Here is an 18,673-nt window from a genome sequence, read left to right as displayed (position 1 = left end):
CCGGACCCGTCTGGCCCTCTGACCGCAAGAGGCCGCCATGAACGTCCACGTCCCCACCGCGACCCCGGCTGAGCCGGAGAGCTCGACCCTCCCCCTGGCCGAGGCGCGCAAGGCCGTGGCCGACCAGCATGGCCGCATTCCGACCGGCCCGCGCGTCGGCGGGGTCAAGGTCTATGTGGCCGGCGAGCTCTATCCCGACATTCGCGTCCCCTTCCGCGAGGTCGCCCTGCACCCCAGCGCCAATGAGCCGCCGGTGACGATGTACGATTCATCCGGTCCCTACACCGACCCGACGGTCGCCATCGACATCACCCAGGGCCTTCCGAAGGTGAAGTCCGCCTGGCAGCTCGACCGCGGCGACATCGCCCCCGTCGCTGAGCCGCGCGAAGTGAAGCCCGAGGACAACGGCCACGCCAGTGGCAAACACCTGGCCCCCCGCTTCGACACCTCGCGCCACCAGGTCTTCAAGGGCGTCGCAGGCCGCCCCGTCACCCAGTACGAATACGCCAAGGCCGGCGTCATCACGCCCGAGATGGAATACGTCGCCATCCGCGAGAACCTGCGGCGGGAACAGACCGCGCCGTGCGTGCGCGACGGCGAGGATTTCGGCGCCGCCATCCCGGACTTCGTGACGCCTGAGTTCGTCCGTCAGGAGATCGCGCGCGGCCGCGCCATCATCCCGCACAACATCAACCACCCCGAGGTCGAGCCGATGATCATCGGCCGCAACTTCCTGGTGAAGATCAACGCCAACATCGGCAACTCGGCGGTCCTGTCCTCGGTGGACGACGAGGTCGACAAGCTGGTCTGGGCCACCCGCTGGGGGGCCGACAACGTCATGGACCTGTCGACGGGCAGGAACATCCACAACATCCGCGACTGGATCATCAGAAACAGCTCGGTCCCCATCGGCACCGTGCCCATCTATCAGGCGCTGGAGAAGGTGAACGGCGTGGCCGAGGACCTGACCTGGGAGGTTTACCGCGACACCCTGATCGAACAGGCCGAACAGGGCGTGGACTATTTCACCATCCACGCCGGCGTGCGCCTGCCCTTCGTGCCGATGACCGCCAGCCGCGTCACCGGCATCGTCTCACGCGGCGGCTCGATCATGGCCAAGTGGTGCCTGGCCCACCACAAGGAGAGCTTCCTCTACGAACACTTCGCCGAGATCTGCGAGATCATGCGCGCCTATGACGTGTCGTTCTCGCTGGGGGACGGCCTGCGCCCCGGCTCCATCGCCGACGCCAATGACGAGGCCCAGTTCGCCGAGCTGCGCACCCTGGGCGAGCTGACCAAAATCGCCTGGGACCACGGCTGCCAGGTCATGATCGAAGGCCCCGGCCATGTGCCGATGCACAAGATCAAGGCCAACATGGACGAGCAGCTCAAGCACTGCCACGAGGCGCCCTTCTATACGCTCGGGCCGCTGACCACCGATATCGCGCCCGGCTATGACCACATCACCAGCGCCATCGGGGCGGCCATGATCGGCTGGTTCGGCACCGCCATGCTCTGCTACGTCACGCCCAAGGAACACCTCGGCCTGCCCGACCGTCAGGACGTCAAGGACGGCGTCATCACCTACAAGATCGCTGCCCACGCCGCCGACCTGGCCAAGGGCCACCCGGCCGCCCGCCTCCACGACGACGCCCTCAGCCGCGCCCGCTTCGAGTTCCGCTGGGAAGACCAGTTCAACCTCGGCCTCGACCCCGAAACCGCCCGCCAGTTCCACGACGAAACCTTGCCGAAGGAAGCGCACAAGACGGCGCACTTCTGCTCCATGTGCGGCCCGAAGTTCTGCTCGATGAAGATCAGCCAGGATATTCGGGATGCGGCGAAGGCGCAGAACGATGCGGGGGGCTCGCTGGAGGCCGAGGCCGGGATGCGGGAGATGAGCGCGAAGTTCCGGGAGCGGGGCGGGGAGATTGAGGTGAAGGTCTAACGCACATTTTTGGCCTCGGGGGTTGTTTGGCGCAGGATTTCGTCCTATTTTCCCGATCAACACAGACTCGAGACATCCGATGGGCTTCTTCACTCGCTGCATCCGCCCGGACATCCCCCGCGGATTCTTTGATAGTATGCCCGAAATGGTCGATGCTGCCTTTGCTTCCGCCCACCATCGAGCGGTCAATGAAGGCCGCGTCCTCTCCAACCAGGTTGCCTACGCAAGAGGGTCGGACCGCCACTTCGCCGTCCAGCGGGGCTTAGCCGATCTCGTTGAATCGATTGGCGGTGAGGCGATCACCATGAGGATCGGGCCGTCAGGGTATCCCATGCCGCTCGTTCGGATGGGGAAGACCATCGTGGCTGCCAGCATCACTGACACTCTGGACGGCCTCCGGCGGTCGCGGGCGCGAGCCGAACTGGCGTCCCTGAACTCAGCCATCGAGCCGTATCAGCCGGACCTCTGGCCGCAAGAGGCCGAGGTGATGCCGGACGAGTTTCGGTTCGCCATGGTGCTGATCGCCAAGCCGCACCGGGACGAGGACCCTACCCTTCCCGCCGGCGTGTACTTTGGCGTGCCCACCTCCAGCCTGAGGTCGTGGCACTTTTATGATCGCGTGGACGCCGTTCGCGCCATGTATGACGACGCCGAATGGGGTGAGCTTCCCGAAGTGCCGGAACGTCGTGTCCCGAGGCTGCGCGGCCCGGTTCGCAACACCGGCACCGAAGACTAACAGGTTCGTTCCAAATCACTCTACAGGATGAAGGTGATGGCACGAGGCGCACCAGGCTTTAATGGCGTTCGACTCGAGGAGGCACGCCTCGCTCGTGGTCTGACTCAAACATCGCTTGCCCAGATGGTAGGGCGTGACTCATCGACTGTTTCCGCATGGGAGGCAGGTCGGCAGAGCCCCGACTGGGAGGGAATTTCTCGCCTTTGCAATGCGCTAAGTGTTCGCGCTTCGCTTTTCGAGAAAACAGGCGAGGCCTGCTCCGATCACTACTTCCGTTCGAACTCGAGTGTAACTGTCGGGCTCCAGAAGAAGTCCAAGGCGCGCCTGCGGTGGGCCGAGTTGCTCGAAAGCCACCTCTCACGCTGGGTCGAGTTTGCGGATCTCGACTTCCCAAACCTCGATATGGGTGCACTAGCCCAGATTGACGATCAGGCGATTGAGGAAGCTGCCGAGCAGTGCCGCGATCACTGGAACCTCGGGACGGGACCGATCAAGGATGTGGTAGCCATCCTGGAGAACGCGGGTGCCATCGTGGTCAAGGAGGAACTCGGCGGTGTGAAGATGGATGGGGTGTCCGCGTGGTCGCCCGACTGTCAGCGGCCGGTCGTTCTGCTGGCCTCCGATAAGGCTTCCGCCGTGCGCTCTCGATTCGATGCCGCGCACGAGCTCGGGCATTTGGTTATGCACCGCTCGATCAGTCCCGACCAACTAAGTAAAGCAGAGTATGCTGAAATGGAAAGGCAAGCTCATAGATTCGCCAGCGCTTTCCTCCTTCCCGCAAAAACCTTCTCTCGTGACGTCCAACGCATGGAGCTGGATTACTTCATCTCGATAAAGCGGCGTTGGCGAGTATCGATTGCAGGAATGATCATGCGGGCTCATTCGCTCGGAATTTTCGGCGACGAATACAAAGAGCGTCTCTTCAAATACATGAGCGCTCGCGGTTGGCGGAGGGCTGAGCCGCTCGACGATGAACTAATCGCCGAAAAGCCGATTGCGTTGGCGGAGGCTATCAAGCTCTGCATCGAGGGCGGCATTTTCGGTCGGGAGGAATTTCTCTCTGCCGTCGGCCTTGAGAGTTTCGACGTCGAGTCCTTGGCGTGTCTTCCTCGAGGATATCTTCGACAAGAAGCAGCTCCCGTGGTGAAGCTTAAGGACTTTCAGTAGGCGGGGGGTGTCCTTAGCGCCCCTCACTCCATCCCCCAGCCCACGACATCCCAGTGCTCCTCCACCGGCCCGAACCGCCGCGCCGCCCCGGCGGTGTGGGCGGCCACGTCGCTGTAAAGTCGGTCCATCCCGGCCGCCGCCTGTCTCCTCCCTGCGAGCGTAGCGAAGTGGGGAGGGGGACCCCGAAGGGGTGGAGGGGAAATCAGCCCGTCCGCTTACGCACCGCCTTCAGGATGCTCTCCAGCACCCCGTCCAGGTTCACCCGCACATCCTCGGCCGTGAACCGGATCACCCCGATCCCCTGCTCTTGCAGCCACGCCGTCCGTCGCCGGTCCGCCGCGATCTGGTCGGGATGGTCATGCCCCTGGCCGTCGACCTCCACCGCCAGCCGCGCGGCGGCGCAGTAAAAGTCCAGCACATAGGCGCCGATGGGGTGCTGGCGGCGGAACTTCAGGCCCTCGAGCTTACCGCCCTTGATCGCAAACCACAGTCGGGCCTCGGGCGGGGTCAGGCGACGGCGGAGGTCGCGGGCTTTCTCCACCGTTTTGCGTATCGGCAAGAGTCCCCTCCACCACCCTCCGGATTGCTTCGCGATCCGGCGTTTGCTGCCACGCGGCTCGCCAGAGGCAAGCCGTGGGGTCCCCCTCCCCAGCTGAGCTGGGGAGGAGACGATACGGCAAGGTCGGCGCACCTGTCTCCTCCCTGACGGCGAAGCCGTTGGGGAGGGGGCCGCGTAGCGATGGAGGGGAGAACGACCTTTCAGCACAGGCGCTTCACCCCCTCAGCGCGGCCTCAGATCCGGCCAGTGCCGTTGCCAGGCCGGGGGCGGGACCCAGGTCATCGGCCATCGCTGACCGGCCCTCAGGGCGGTGATGATATGGCCCGAAACCCAGTAAAGATTGATCTCCAGCGCCTCGTGCCAGAAGCGCAGCGTCTGGATCTCGTGCTGTTGCTCCAGCCGCGCGAGGCGCTCTTCCGCCGCCTCGGTCTGGGCGGGCGTCTCACGCAGCCGCACGATCTCCAGCGCCAGCCGCGAGGCCGGACAGTAGAACTCCAGAATATGGGTCCCCACCCGCTGCTGGCGGCGAAACACATAGCCCTGCAGCTTGCCGTCCCGGATGATCGACCACAGCGTCGCCTCGGACCGGGTCAGCCGGCGCCGCCAGGCCCGCGCCCGCGTCGCCCGCTCTCGGGCGGCGACGGGGCTGGCCCTCCGCCGCCCCCGCCTCACGGCATCATCAGGCACGCATCCAGCGCCGCGTTCTGCGGGAACTCGCCCGGCGTGTGCGGCACATAGGCGCGACGGCCCACGGCGCGGGCCTGGCCGTAGTCGGCATAGGCCTGCTGGTTGAACTGCTCGACCTGATAGGTCGCCGTAGTCTCGGCGTGGTCCGGCTCATTGGCCCATTCGCTCCAGCTGTAGAGGTCCAGCCAGGTCCCGTCCGCCGCCTGCAGCGCGCCGTCATTCCAGGCGTCGCCGCCCGGGCCGCTGCGGTTGCCGCCGCCCGCCGGCGCCGGCGAGGTCTCGGCCACGGTGAAGCCCGCCGCCTCATAGCAGGCCGCGCGCGCCGCCCGCTCGGCGTTACCCTGCTGGCGCGCCTCGTCCGACACCGGATCGCCGCAGGCGCTCAGCGCCAGGGCCGCCGCCATCGCCGTTCCCATAATCAGTCTGTGCATGGTCGCTCCCCGTCGATCCGCGTTCGACCAGGAGATGACGCCGCCGCCAGGGCGGCGTCAAGCGGGCATCCAGCCTATCGCCGCCCCGGCCAACCCGCGCCACACTCCTGCCCCAACCGGCGCGTTCCCTGCTGACATGCGCGCCCTGGTTTTCATCATCGTTGCTGCTGGCTCGCTGGCCACCGCCGGCGCGGCCTGGGCGTGCAGCTGCGTAGAGTGGCAGAGCGCTGAGCGACAGCTTGCCGCGCACAAGGTCGCCTTCATTGGACAGGCCGTCTCGACGGTTCCCGCGCCGGGGCAAGCCGGGCGCGATGGTTACGTGGTCACGCGGTTCCTTGTCAGGCGCACCCTGCGCGGGCCGCATCGCACCTTTCGATCAATCTTCCATGTGCCAGGCCCTGGCGGGGCCGTGTGCGAAATCAGTTTCGAGGTTGATCGTGAAACGGTCGTTCTGGCCTACATAGACGAGGGCCGTCTGGGCACCAGCATGTGCAGTGCACCCCAATTCCCCATCGCCGACTTCGAGTCGGCCGCACGCCAGCGGTCCCGGCCTCAGAGCGCCCCCGCCGTCTCGGCCGCCATCTGGCGCAGGGCCTGTTCGAACACCTCGGCCGGCTGGCCGCCGGAGATCAGCCACTTGTTCTCGACCACCACGGCGGGCACCGAGTTGATGCCCCGTCTGATCCACAGTTTCTCTTCGGCCCGCACGGCGTCGGCGAACCGGCCCTCGGCCAGCACCGCTCGCGCTTCGGCCCCATCGAGGCCTGCGGCCTCGGCCGCTGCGACCAGGGTTTCGGCCTCATTCAGCGGCTGATTGTGGGTGAAATGCGCGCTCAATAGCGCCCGCTTCATCCGCGCTTGAGCCTCAGGACCGCCCTCGTCAGGTCCCCCCGCGCCGGGTTCGGCGCCGGCCCAATGGATCAGCCGGTGGGCGTCAAAGGTGTTCCAGATCCGGCTGGCCTCGCCCAGGTTCATCTCGAACCCGACCAGGGCCGCGCGGTCACGGATCATCGCCCGGTTCTGGGCCGACTGTTCCGGGGTCGAGCCGTATTTCCGGCCGATGTGCTCGACGATGTTCTCGCCTTCGGGGGCCATCTGCGGGTTCAGCTCGAACGGCTGGAAGTGGATCTCGGCGGTGATGCCATCGGCCTTCAGCCGCTCCAGCGCCGTGGTCAATCCGCCCAGTCCCACCGCGCACCAGGGGCACACGACGTCGGAAACGAAATCGATCTTCAAGGGGCGGGTCAGGGTCGATGTCTGGGTCATGGCGGATCATATGGGACCGCGACCGGCCTCTCGCCAGCACCGCCCGCCTCCGCTAGCGTGCCGCCCGGTAAAGAGCCCGAGGAGACGACCATGTCCGGTTTTCAACCCCGCCTGACCCGTCGCGGCGCCCTGTTCGCGGGCGCGGCCGCCGGTGGACTGGGCTGGAGCCACGCCGCCTCGGCCCAGGATCAGGACGCCGCCCTCGCCGACGCGGTGGACGCCTATGTCCGCCGCGTCATGACCGCCTGGCCGGACCAGCCGGCGGTCGGCGTGGCGGTGGTGCGCGACGGCCGTACCGTCATGGCCCGCGGCTATGGCGAAAAGCGCATGGGCTCGGGCGAGGCGGCGGACGCCGACACCCAGTTTGCTGTGGCGTCCAACACCAAGGCCACGACCGCAACCCTCCTGGCCATGCTGGTGGACGCCGGCCAGATCGAATGGGACGCGCCGGTGCGCACCTATCTGCCGGACTTCCGACTGTCGGACCCCTTCATCGGCGAGCGCATCACCGTGCGCGATCTGATCTCGCACCGCGCCGGCTTTGGCCTGGGGGCGGGCGATCTGCTGTTCTGGCCGAACTCGGACCGCACCCGCGCCGAGATCATGGCCGCCGTGCCTCATGTGCCGATCGAGTACGGCTTCCGGGCCGGGTATCATTATTGCAACCTGATGTTCGTGGTCGCCGGCGAGGTGGTCGCCGCGAAAATGGGCGCGCCCTTCGAAGACTGTCTGCAAAGCCGCATCCTGACGCCGCTGGGCATGACCAACACCGTACCGATGACGTCGATGGCCGATCCGGCACGGTCCGCGCTTCCTCATGGCCGCATCGGCCCGCCGCTCCGCTATCAGGGGGCCATGACCCTGTTGTCGGACACCATCCCCGGCATCTGGAACTGGGATTCCGCCGCCGCCGCCGGCGGCATCTGCGCCACCCCAGCCGACTGGACCCGCTGGATCAAGACCCAGTTGGCCGCAGGTCAGGCCCCCGACGGCGGCCCGCGCCTGTGGTCGGACGTGCAGGCCCGCGAGATGTGGCGACCCAATGTCATCTCCGGCTCCTCGCCCGGCCCGACCGACCAGATGCCCAACCGCGCCATCACCGCCACCTACGCCATGGGCTGGGCCGTCCAGGACTATCGCGGCGAGCGCATCGTCAACCACGGCGGCGGCTCGCCCGGCGGCATCTCCTCGACCTTCCTGATCCCGGGCCGCAATGCCGGCTTTTCTGTCTTCACCAATGCCGAAGAGAGCTTCTGTCTACGTGCGCTGCGTCAGGGCATCGCCGACATTCTCATGGACAAGGTCACCTTCGACTGGATCGCTGACGGCCAGCGCCGCCAGACCGAAGGCAATGCCCGCTCCCTCGAAGCCGCCGCCGCCATCGACGCCGCCCAGGCGGCGGGCGCGCCGCCGTCCTTGCCGCTGGAGGCCTACGCCGGGACGTGGCGCGATCCCTGGTACGGCGACATCGCGATCACCGAACGCGACGGCAGCCTGCATCTCGCCTTCACGCGTTCCCACGCCCTGAACGGCCCGCTGGAGCCCTACGACGGCGAGACGTTCCGCACCCGCTTCCCCGACCTACGTGAGGAGGACGCCTTCATCACCTTCGAGATCGAGAACGGTGCCCCCGTCCGCGCGACGGTGCGCGGCGTCTCGCCCGACATCGACTTCAGCTACGACTATCAGGACCTGAGGTTGACCAGGGTGGCCTGACCGCCGACATCCCCGCACCCGTGACCGCCAAGGCCTTGAAAACCCGACCGCCCGGCGCGGTCTGGTGGCCGTCTGTGCCCGCCGGCCGGCACGCCTCTATCGTGTCGGCTCGGGTCGTTCTCATCGTCCGGCCAGAGGTGCCTGAACCCAGGGTGGCGAGATCTTGCCGCAATTCCGCGCGCGCCCCGCGCCGGCGTTAGTGCACTTAGTGCACCCGATTCACAGTGCACTAACTCTGCGACCTAGGCCGGCACCAGCTCGATCAGATCCAGGGTCGATTCGAACTCGGGGTACGGAATGACCAGCCGCCAGCGGTTGCGTCCGATCCGCTCGACCCGACCGGCAAAGTCGCGCTCGTCATTGTTGCCATAGGAGTTCGCGCGCGGCTCTTCGCCTAGGGCCATCGAGCCCAGGAACACCATGCCCAGATCGTCTTCCGGGAACAGCAGCCCGCTGGGACGCTGCGAGCCGGTCGTCTTGACCAGACGCAGCCCATTGGCCGTGCGGGTGATCTCGCATTCGAACCAGCCGTAGACGACATAGCCCAGGCCGGTGGCACCTTGGTGGCCGAGCTTGACCGTTCGACAGCGATAGCGGCCAGACGGTGGCGTCGGATTGTCCAGGGCCGCATGCGGATCGATCAAGGCCCCAACCGACAAGAGATCGCCCGAACCCTCCGACCGACGCGCCTGATCGAGGGCCCGGCGCCAGGCCTCGTCGATGCGATCCAGCCGGGACCGATCCTCCTGGGTGATAATCCCGCGCCAGTCGCGCAGCACACCCCCGCCCGGCCCGTCTGACGGCGGGGCCGGCGGCGGCGGCGGGGTCGGCCCATAGGGAGGGCCATAGCTAGGAGCGGTGGCACAGGCCGAGAGCAGCAAGATCGATGCGAGTGCTGCCGGAAATCGAATGCCGTTCATGGAAATGGTGGACCCCTCTGACACGCCCCCGCGTCACCCCAGCGCGTCGCGCACGGAGAAGGCCGCAACCATCGGGGAAACCACGACGGAAAACAACGTCCAGGCAAAAATCAGCGCCAGTCCCCCCACCCACGGCAGGCCTTGGGCCGCGGCCACCAGCAGGCCCGCGCCGAAGATGGCGGGGGGCGCAAAAAGCGGCAGGACGACCACTGCGATCAACAGACCACCCCGTCGCGAACCCAGGGCCAGGGCCGCCCCCATCATGCCGGTAAAGGCAAAGCCGAGGCCACCGATCGCGGCGGCGGCCAGAGTCAAAGGCAGGATCGAATCCGGGGCCCCCAGCGCCGCCGCCGCCACCGGCGCGGCCACGGCCAGCGGCAGGCCGATGGCGACCCACTGGGCCAGCGCCTTGATGGCGGACACTCCAACCAGGCCCAGCGGTCCGATGGCCAGCAGGTCGAGCGCCCCATCCTCAAAATCGCGCTCGAACAGACGCTCGAGCGACAGCAGGCTGGCCAGGGCCAGCGCCAGCCAGGACGACCCCACCGCCAGCGCCGCCAACCGCTCAGGCTCGGAACCCACCGTCAGGGGTGTCAGCGCGGTGATCGCCGCAAAGAAGGCCAGCGCCATGATCGCGCCCCCTCCCCGCCCCCAGGCCAGGCCGAACTCGCGCCGGAACAACAGCATCACCGGGTTCACGCCACACCCCCCAGGTCCAGCACCCCATGCTCGAACGGCATCGGGTCATGCGCCGCCGCCAGGATCATCCCGCCTGTTCCCAGATGCTCATCAGCCAGCAGGCCCAGGTTCTCCCGCCACCGTGCATCCAGCGGGGCCAGCGGTTCATCCAGCAGCCACAAGGGTCGGTCCGCCGCCACCAGCCGCGCCATCGCCAGCCGCTTCCTCTGACCCGCCGACAAGGACCGCACCGGCAAGGGCAACAGCGGCCCCAGCGCCAGCGTCTCCACCGCCCGCTCGATCCCCGCACCATTCGCCCCGGCCCACCGGCACCAGAAGTCCAGTTCCTCTCTCGCCGTCCGCCCGGCCTTCAGCCCGTCCTGGTGGCCAATCAGATGCAACCGATCCGCCCACTCGCTCTCACCGGACAACTCGACCGCACCCCTCATCGGCTTCAGCAAGCCCGCAACCACCCGCAGCAACGAGGTCTTGCCCGCCCCGTTCGGCCCGGTCAGCACCACCGCCTCGCCCGGCCCGACGCTGAACGACAGATCGCGGATCAACAGCCGGTCCCCCCGCGCCACCGTCAGGTCACGCACCAAGAGGCCTTCTCCCCTTGCGGGACCCGAAGGGCAGCGCGGAGCCTGGAAAGGTGGCCCCTGCAGGGGGTCGGATGAGGGGTCGCGCTGATCCATCGGGGTGTCGGCTTTGGCCTCTAGCTGCGGCGAGGCCGGCGCGACCCCTCATCTGTCATGGTGCGCATGACACCTTCTCCCGCAAGGGAAGAAGGGTTTGTTTTGCGAACCTCTCTCAATGCCCATGACGGCATCATGGATTCATGGACGAACCGTGCGCGCATGGCTATATCCGCCGCAGCCGCAGCAGGCGATCGCCGCGCACGTCGGGGACCTGTGTGCCCCAGCGTCCAGCGCGCGACCGCGCAACCGAATTGTCGGGCGGCTTTGATCAGAGGACACCTCTCCCATGCCGTCAGTTGACAGCCTCAAGACCCGTCAGGACCTTTCCGTCGGGCGCAAGAAGTACGCCTATTACAGCCTTCCCGCCGCCGAGGAAGCCGGCCTGACCGGAATCTCTCGCCTGCCGCGCTCGATGAAGGTCCTCCTCGAGAACCTTCTGCGCAACGAGGACGGCGTGTCGGTCACCGAGGCCGACCTCAAGGCCGTCGCCGCCTGGATCGACAACAAGGGTTCGGTCGAACACGAGATCGCCTTCCGTCCGGCGCGCGTGTTGATGCAGGATTTCACCGGCGTTCCCGCCGTCGTCGATCTGGCCGCCATGCGCGATGCCATGACGGCCCTGGGTGCCGACCCGTCCAAGATCAATCCGCTGAACCCGGTCGATCTGGTCATCGACCACTCGGTCATGGTCGATCACTTCGGCACGCCCAAGTCATTCGAGCAGAACGTCGAGCGTGAATACGAGCGCAACATCGAGCGTTACAACTTCCTGCGCTGGGGCTCGTCGGCCTTCAACAACTTCCGCGTCGTGCCGCCCGGCACCGGCATCTGCCACCAGGTCAACCTGGAGAACCTGGCCCAGACCGTCTGGACCGCCGACGAAGGCAAGAAGACTGTCGCCTATCCCGACACCGTCGTCGGCACCGACAGCCACACGACCATGATCAACGGCCTGGCCGTCTTGGGCTGGGGCGTCGGCGGCATCGAGGCCGAGGCCGCGATGCTGGGTCAGCCGATCCCGATGCTGATCCCCGAGGTCATCGGCTTCAAACTGACCGGCAAGCTGCCGGAGGGAGCTACGGCCACCGATCTGGTGCTGACCGTCACCCAGATGCTGCGCAAGCGCGGCGTGGTCGGCAAGTTCGTCGAGTTCTTCGGTGACGCCATCGCCGGCATGACCATCGAAGACCAGGCCACCATCGCCAACATGGCCCCGGAGTACGGAGCCACCTGCGGTTTCTTCCCCGTCAGCCAGGCCACGATCGACTATCTGACGGCCACGGGTCGCGACAAGGCGCGCGTCGCCCTGGTCGAGGTCTATGCCAAGGCGCAAGGCCTGTGGATCGAGCCGGGTTCGGACGAGCCGGTGTTCACCGACACCCTGGAGCTGGACCTGTCGACCGTCGTGCCGTCCCTGGCCGGTCCCAAGCGCCCGCAGGACAAGGTCGCCCTGACCACCGCCGCGCCGGAGTTCGAGGCCCATCTGACCGGCACCTTCAACCGCCCGGCCGACGCCCCGCGCAACAAGGTTGAGGGCCGTGACTTCGACATCGGTGACGGCGACGTGGTGATCGCCGCCATCACCTCATGCACCAACACCTCCAACCCGTCGGTGCTGATCGCGGCGGGTCTGGTGGCGCGCAAGGCCGCCAAGCTGGGCCTCAAGCCCAAGCCGTGGGTCAAGACGTCGCTGGCCCCCGGCTCGCAGGTGGTGACCGACTATCTGACCGATTCCGGTCTGCAGGCGGACCTCGATGCGCTGGGCTTCAACCTGGTCGGCTATGGCTGCACCACCTGTATCGGCAACTCCGGCCCGCTGGATTCCGAGATCTCCCAGGCCATCAACGACAACGGCGTCGTCGCCACCTCGGTCCTGTCGGGCAACCGCAACTTCGAGGGCCGGGTGAACCCGGACGTCCAGGCCAACTATCTGGCCTCGCCGCCGCTGGTCGTCGCCTACGCCCTGGCCGGCTCGATGCGGATCGACATCACCACCCAGCCGATCGGCCAGGACAAGAAGGGCAAGGACGTCTTCCTCAAGGACATCTGGCCGACCTCCAAGGAGATCGCCGACATCCAGAAGAAGTCGGTGACGCCGGCAATGTTCGCCAAACGCTATGCCGACGTCTTCAAGGGCGACAAGCACTGGCAGGCGATCAAGGTCACCGGTGGCCAGACCTATGAGTGGGACGACAAGTCCACCTATGTTCAGAACCCGCCCTACTTCGACGGCCTGTCAATGGAGCCGGCCCCGGTCGCAGACATCATCGAAGCGCGCATCCTGGGCATCTTCGGCGACTCGATCACCACCGACCACATCTCGCCGGCCGGGTCGATCAAGGCCACCTCGCCGGCAGGCAAGTATCTGATCGACCATGACGTCGCGCCGATCGACTTCAACAGCTACGGCGCACGCCGCGGAAATCACGAAGTGATGATGCGCGGCACCTTCGCCAACATCCGAATTCGCAACAAGATCACCCCGGAGATCGAAGGCGGCGTCACCAAGCACTTCCCGTCGGGCGAGGTCATGGCGATCTACGACGCAGCCATGCGCTACCAGTCCGAGGGTCGGCCGCTGGTGGTGTTCGCGGGCAAGGAATACGGCACCGGCTCGTCGCGCGACTGGGCGGCCAAGGGCACGCGCCTTCTGGGTGTTCGCGCCGTCATCGCCGAGAGCTACGAGCGCATCCACCGCTCCAACCTGATCGGCATGGGCGTAGTGCCGCTACAGTTCAAGGCCGAGGGCTGGACCAAGCTCGGTCTGACCGGCGAGGAGATCGTCACCATCCGTGGCCTGTCCGACGCCAATGTCGGCAAGCTGAAGCCCCGTCAGGAACTGTGGGTCGAGATGTTCCGTCCGTCGGACGGCAAGATGGCCCGCTTCCCGGTGCGCTGCCGCATCGATAACCAGACCGAGATGGACTACTTCAAGGCTGGCGGGGTGATGCCCTACGTCCTGCGGAACCTGGCCTCGGCCTGAGGCTTCGCACAGACTGAACCCGATTAGGGGGCGCGGGGCGACCGCGCCCCCTTTTTTTGTGGGCTGGCCCGACGCCGGGCTCCCCCCCTCAACGCCACTGATGGTGACCCTGGCAAAACGAGGGGCGCAAGGCGTTGCGTTGGCAACGAATGCCTCTAAGAGACACAGGAGGTTGATGGGAGCTCGACGTGCGTATTCTTGTTCTGGGCGGCGACGGATTCTGTGGCTGGCCGACGGCCTTGCACCTGTCCAATCTCGGGCACGATGTGGTCATCGTCGACAACCTGTCGCGCCGCAAGATCGACGTCGAGCTGGAGGTTGAATCCCTCACGCCCATCCGTTCGATCAGCGAACGGCTGGCGGCGTGGAAAGAGGTGTCCGGCAAGGATATTCGCTTCGTCAATCTGACGCTGGGCCAGGATTTCGACCGGCTGGTCACCTACTTGAGGGATGAGAAGCCCGACGCCATCGTCCACTTCGCCGAACAGCGGGCCGCGCCCTATTCGATGAAGTCGGCCCAGCACAAACGCTACACGGTCAACAACAACATCAACGCCACCCATGATGCGCTGGCAGCCATCGTCGAAGCGGGGGTGGACTCCCACCTCGTGCACCTGGGCACCATGGGCGTCTATGGCTACGGCACCTCGGGCGCTGCCATCCCCGAGGGCTATCTTAAGGTCATGGTCGAGGGACCGGACGGCCTGGTTGAACGCGAAATCCTGCACCCGGCGGCACCGGGGTCAATCTACCACATGACCAAGACCCAGGATCAGCTGCTGTTCTATTTCTATAACCGCAATGACGATATCCGGGTGACGGACCTGCACCAGGGCATCGTCTGGGGCACCCAGACGCCGGAGACGGAACGCGACGAGCGACTGATCAACCGCTTCGACTATGACGGCGACTACGGCACGGTGCTGAACCGCTTTCTGATGCAGGCGGCGGTCGGCTATCCGCTGACGGTGCATGGGACGGGGGGCCAGACGCGGGCCTTCATCCATATTCGCGACACCGTGCGCTGCATCGAGCTAGCCATCGACAACCCGCCCCAGAAGGGCGAGCGGGTGCAAATCCTCAACCAGATGACCGAAACGCACCGCGTGCGTGACCTGGCTCAGATGGTGGCCGAGGCGACGGGGGCCGAGATCACCAACCTCGACAATCCACGGCGTGAGGCCGACGAGAACGAGCTGGACGTGGTCAATGACCGCTTCCTCGGCCTGGGCCTGAATCCGATCCGGCTGGAAGACGGGCTGCTGGCCGAGGTGCGCGAGATCGCCACCCGCTATGCCGACCGGGCAGATCGGACAAAAATCCCATGCGTATCGAACTGGCGTTCGGCAACCTAGCGGCGCGTCAGGGTCCACGCCCCGTCTGTTGACCGATAGGTTGCCTCACCGATGTGCTCAAAGGTGAGGATGGCCATGCCGTCGGCATTGTCCAGTTCCAGGCCCAGGGGAACCGGCCGCCACCCCTGAGGCGATCGGTCGCGCAGGCAGTCACCCGCGATTGTCAGGGCCTGCATGGGAGCCGCCAGGCTGCCCTGTGCCACAGGCGCATTCCGGGCACTCAGCTCAAGCGCGCAGTCGCCCTCCGGCCCAGCCAGGTGCCAGTTTCCGGCCAGACCCTCGGCCTCGTTCAAGAGGGGTGACGTGTGCATGGTGTTTTCCTCCACCGCATCGACAGCCTCGGACGTCGGCGCGTGACAGGCCGGGACCCCGAGCAGGGTCAGCGCAGAAACCAGCATTTTCAAGACCGAAATCGCCATCGTCAGTTACCATAAGGGTTGGCACATTTCGCTGGTAGGCTTAGCGTGTCAGATTAGATCGCGCGACAATTGGATAGTTGCGGACTGGGAGGATAGGGCATGTGCATCGTTTGCGCTGATATGTCAGGACAATTTCGCCGGACCGACTTTTTGCCGGACGATATCGGCAATGATCTGGCCGTCGGTGCCGGACAGCGTGGCCTGAATTTCAGCCCAAACAATCCCTTGTCGTACCTCGATCTCGATGATCGCGGCGGCACCGCCGGCAACGGGAAACCGTCTTTGACGCCCACGGACGCCGGAACCCAGATCACGCGGGCCAATGCCCGCTGGTCGGCCAATATCGGCGACCCGGCGACCGTGACCTATGCTTTCCGGTCAAACGCGCCAGCTCAGATGCCGTCGGATACATCGGGATTCTCTCGCTTTAGCGAAGCGCAGATCGCCGCGACCGAACTCATGCTTCTGGCCTGGTCCGATGTGGCCCGGATCACTTTCAATCGGGTTGGGACCGGGAGCTCCGGCGAGGGAGCCTACTCCGACAGCGCCGCCATGCTGTTCGGCAACTATTCCGCAGGCGCGGATGGGGCCGCTGCCTTCGCCTACTACCCCGGGAACACGAACTCAACGGCTAACTCGGGCGATGTCTGGATCAATTCCTCGCTCAGCTATAACGCGACACCGCTGTATCTGGCCTATGGCTATCAGGTTCTGGTCCACGAGATCGGCCATGCCATCGGCCTAGGTCATCCGGCTGACTACAATGCGGGCAGCGGAGGTCCCATCACCTATTCGGGTAGTGCGACCTACTACGAAGACTCTCGCCAGTACACGGTGATGAGCTATTTTGGGGAATCCAACACCGGCGGCAATTTCGGGGGTCGGTATTCCTCGGCTCCGCTGTTAGATGACATCGCGGCTGCTCAGCGCCTCTACGGGGCCAATATGACCACCCGCGCGGGCGACACCGTTTACGGTTTCAACTCGACAGCAGATCGCGTCTGGTTCAACGCGGGCACCTCGGGTTCTCCCCAGGCCGTGATCTTTGCCGTTTGGGATGCCGGTGGGACCGACACTTTGGATTTCTCCGGTTACACCCAGGCTGGCATTGTGGATCTACGCCAGGGCCATTTCTCCAGCGTCGGGGGCCTGGTCGGCAACGTCTCGATCGCCATGGGAGCCGTTATCGAGAACGCCATCGGTGGCTCAGGAGCCGACGTTCTGGTCGGCAACAGCGCCAACAATCGTCTGACCGGCGGGGCTGGCAACGACAACCTGTACGGCGGCGCGGGCAGTGATACGGCTGTCTTCTCCGGCAATATGTCGGCCTATACGATCACGGCTGGAACCGAGACAATCAACGGGATCGCCTATCGCATTGTCACCGTGGTCGGGCCTGACGGCACCGATGTCCTACGCGGCATCGAGAACCTTCAATTTGCCGACCAGACCATTGCCGCTCCGATCGCCAACGCCGGTATCATCATCGAGGGCGATGCCACCAACGATACACTCACCGGAACTGACTACGCTGACCATCTCATTGGGGCGGACGGCAATGACACGATCGACGGCGGTGCCGGAAACGACGAAATCAACGGGGGCCGTGGCAATGACAACCTGACTGGCGGCCTCGGTTTCGACTGGGTTGACTACAGCAATGCCACGGGCGGCGTTACGGTCAACCTGACGAGTGGGACGTCCTCTGGTGCCGCCGGAAACGACAGCCTGGCCGGCTTTGAAGCGGTCCGGGGCAGCACCTTCAACGACACCCTCACCGGCAGTACAGCGGACGACATCATTGACGGATTGGGTGGCTCCGACACCCTCAACGGTGAGGGTGGAAACGATCAGCTATACGCTCGAGACGGTGTCATGGTCGCGGCCGCTGATGTCATCAAGCCGAGCAGCCAATTCAACCTGTCTATCGGAACTGCCGTTAACGTCGACGCCAACTTCGATAAGATGAATGACCCCGGGGTGCAAAACGCCACCACGGTGCCGCACGCGGTTATCCGTGGGACCGGAGTGGGCGGCGGGCAGGAATATTACGCCTTCACGGTGACGGCTGGAGCCGCCTGTACCTTTGACATCGCCAGCGCCGGCTTCGACACCACTCTGCGTATCTTTGATGCCAGCGGCACCCAGCTCGCCTGGAATGATGACGAGGCTACGGGCAACACGGCATCGCTGATCAACTACACCTTTGCCACAGGTGGGACCTACTACATCGCCGTCGGGGCCTGGCAATCCGGCGCCAGTGAGGCTGGTGGCAGCGCAAACGTTCCCGTTAGCGGCACCTATGTTTTAAACATCTCAATTCCTGGACACAGCTACGTCGAGGCCACTGGCATCGGTTCGACCCTGAACGGCGGCGACGGCGACGACGTCCTCTACAGCGGCTCTTCCAACGACACGATCAATGGCGGTGAGGGCACAGACAGGGTGGTCCTGTTCGGTGCGCGATCGTCGTGGACGATCACCGATAATGGCGGTGGATCCTTCACCGTCTCGAACGGGACCCAGACCGACACTCTGACTGGTGTTGAGTTCGCTCAATTCACCGACGGTACCTATGCCTTGGCGGCCGCTCCGACCGAGGGCGACGATACCCTGGAAGGTACGGTGGGCGACGACGACATCAATGCGCTTGGCGGCAACGACATCGTCGATGGCCGCGAGGGCAACGACACGCTCCGTGGCGGGACCGGCAACGACATCCTACGCGGCTATCACGGGAATGACGCCCTCTATGGCGACGACGGTGATGATCAGCTCCATGGAGAGGATGGCAGCGACAGTCTCTATGGCGGCGCGGGCAATGACCTGATCAACGGCGGTAACGGGGATGACTTCGTTTTCGGCAACACCGGCATGGACATCATCTATGGCGAGGACGGCAATGACATTTTGGCCGGTGGGGAGGATCACGACACCCTTTACGGCGGCATCGGCAACGATGAGATGAGAGGCGATGCCGGCAATGACCGTCTGGAGGGTCAGGACGGTAACGATCTTCTGTACGGGGGTGTCGGCTTTGACGAACTGTTTGGCGGAGAGGGTACCGATACGCTTTACGGCGGCGATGACCGTGACGGTCTGTACGGCGGCAA

At 65.4% G+C, this 18,673-nt stretch carries 15 protein-coding genes; 7 read left to right on the top strand and 8 right to left on the bottom strand.

Annotated features, from left to right (window positions below; all coding sequences use genetic code 11):
• Nucleotides 1–37: 37 nt before the first annotated feature.
• From thiC to G391_RS13935, 3 genes are all read left to right on the top strand, one after another.
• A complete protein-coding gene (thiC, locus tag G391_RS0105275) occupies nt 38–1,945 on the top strand; it encodes a phosphomethylpyrimidine synthase ThiC (RefSeq protein WP_029086593.1) in 1,908 nt (635 codons plus the stop codon).
• Nucleotides 1,946–2,081: 136 nt separating this feature from the next.
• Entirely contained in the window at nt 2,082–2,681 is a 600-nt protein-coding gene (locus tag G391_RS0105270; protein ID WP_156893860.1) for a hypothetical protein, read from the top strand.
• Between the two features lie 27 nt (nt 2,682–2,708).
• Nucleotides 2,709–3,848, top strand: coding sequence for a helix-turn-helix domain-containing protein (locus tag G391_RS13935; RefSeq protein ID WP_084169149.1), 1,140 nt, complete (start codon nt 2,709–2,711; stop codon nt 3,846–3,848).
• Nucleotides 3,849–4,050: 202 nt separating this feature from the next.
• Here G391_RS13935 and G391_RS0105255 read toward each other — a convergent pair whose 3' ends face one another.
• From G391_RS0105255 to G391_RS13925, 4 genes are all read right to left on the bottom strand, one after another.
• A complete protein-coding gene (locus tag G391_RS0105255) occupies nt 4,051–4,407 on the bottom strand; it encodes an endonuclease domain-containing protein (RefSeq protein ID WP_035303879.1) in 357 nt (118 codons plus the stop codon).
• 222 nt (nt 4,408–4,629) lie between these two features.
• The gene (locus tag G391_RS15125) at nt 4,630–5,094 is read right to left on the bottom strand and encodes an endonuclease domain-containing protein (RefSeq protein ID WP_084169148.1); all 465 of its coding nucleotides are present in this window, start codon (nt 5,092–5,094) and stop codon (nt 4,630–4,632) included.
• On the bottom strand, nt 5,076–5,525 hold the full coding sequence (locus G391_RS15560; RefSeq protein ID WP_029086590.1) for a hypothetical protein: 450 nt from the start codon (nt 5,523–5,525) through the stop codon (nt 5,076–5,078). The genes G391_RS15125 and G391_RS15560 overlap by 19 nt, the downstream gene beginning before the upstream one ends.
• 552 nt (nt 5,526–6,077) lie before the next feature.
• Nucleotides 6,078–6,791 carry a DsbA family oxidoreductase gene (locus G391_RS13925; RefSeq protein ID WP_245572046.1) on the bottom strand — a complete coding sequence of 238 codons (714 nt, stop codon included), beginning with the start codon at nt 6,789–6,791 and terminating at the stop codon, nt 6,078–6,080.
• 90 nt (nt 6,792–6,881) lie between these two features.
• Between G391_RS13925 and G391_RS0105235 the strand changes: the two genes are divergently transcribed.
• Nucleotides 6,882–8,507, top strand: coding sequence for a serine hydrolase (locus tag G391_RS0105235; RefSeq protein ID WP_029086589.1), 1,626 nt, complete (start codon nt 6,882–6,884; stop codon nt 8,505–8,507).
• 242 nt (nt 8,508–8,749) lie between these two features.
• Here the strand turns inward: G391_RS0105235 and G391_RS0105230 are convergent, their stop codons facing one another.
• From G391_RS0105230 to ccmA, 3 genes are read right to left on the bottom strand one after another with little or no spacing between them, the layout of a single operon-like run.
• Nucleotides 8,750–9,427, bottom strand: coding sequence for a DUF4893 domain-containing protein (locus tag G391_RS0105230; protein ID WP_029086588.1), 678 nt, complete (start codon nt 9,425–9,427; stop codon nt 8,750–8,752).
• A gap of 33 nt (nt 9,428–9,460) precedes the next feature.
• On the bottom strand, nt 9,461–10,126 hold the full coding sequence (gene ccmB, locus G391_RS0105225; protein WP_029086587.1) for a heme exporter protein CcmB: 666 nt from the start codon (nt 10,124–10,126) through the stop codon (nt 9,461–9,463).
• The gene (gene ccmA / locus G391_RS0105220) at nt 10,123–10,704 is read right to left on the bottom strand and encodes a heme ABC exporter ATP-binding protein CcmA (RefSeq protein WP_425393380.1); all 582 of its coding nucleotides are present in this window, start codon (nt 10,702–10,704) and stop codon (nt 10,123–10,125) included. The genes ccmB and ccmA overlap by 4 nt, the downstream gene beginning before the upstream one ends.
• Before the next feature lie 385 nt (nt 10,705–11,089).
• Here ccmA and acnA point away from each other — a divergent pair, with 385 nt between their 5' ends.
• Nucleotides 11,090–13,786, top strand: coding sequence for an aconitate hydratase AcnA (gene acnA / locus G391_RS0105215; protein ID WP_029086585.1), 2,697 nt, complete (start codon nt 11,090–11,092; stop codon nt 13,784–13,786).
• Nucleotides 13,787–13,974: 188 nt separating this feature from the next.
• Entirely contained in the window at nt 13,975–15,141 is a 1,167-nt protein-coding gene (locus G391_RS0105210; protein ID WP_029086584.1) for an NAD-dependent epimerase/dehydratase family protein, read from the top strand.
• On the opposite strand, the gene G391_RS13920 is transcribed toward G391_RS0105210, so the two are convergent.
• A complete protein-coding gene (locus G391_RS13920; RefSeq protein ID WP_211226480.1) occupies nt 15,138–15,539 on the bottom strand; it encodes an AprI/Inh family metalloprotease inhibitor in 402 nt (133 codons plus the stop codon). The genes G391_RS0105210 and G391_RS13920 overlap by 4 nt on opposite strands.
• A 171-nt stretch (nt 15,540–15,710) precedes the next feature.
• On the opposite strand from G391_RS13920, the gene G391_RS15905 reads away from it, so the two are divergent.
• The coding region (locus G391_RS15905; RefSeq protein ID WP_281168402.1) for a M10 family metallopeptidase C-terminal domain-containing protein at nt 15,711–18,673 on the top strand (2,963 nt) is incomplete at its 3' end.

The organism is Brevundimonas aveniformis DSM 17977, assembly GCF_000428765.1.
Classification (GTDB): Bacteria; Pseudomonadota; Alphaproteobacteria; order Caulobacterales; family Caulobacteraceae; genus Brevundimonas; species Brevundimonas aveniformis.
Note: the sequence above shows the minus strand (reverse complement) of the source record. Positions and strands in the feature narration are given on the sequence as shown.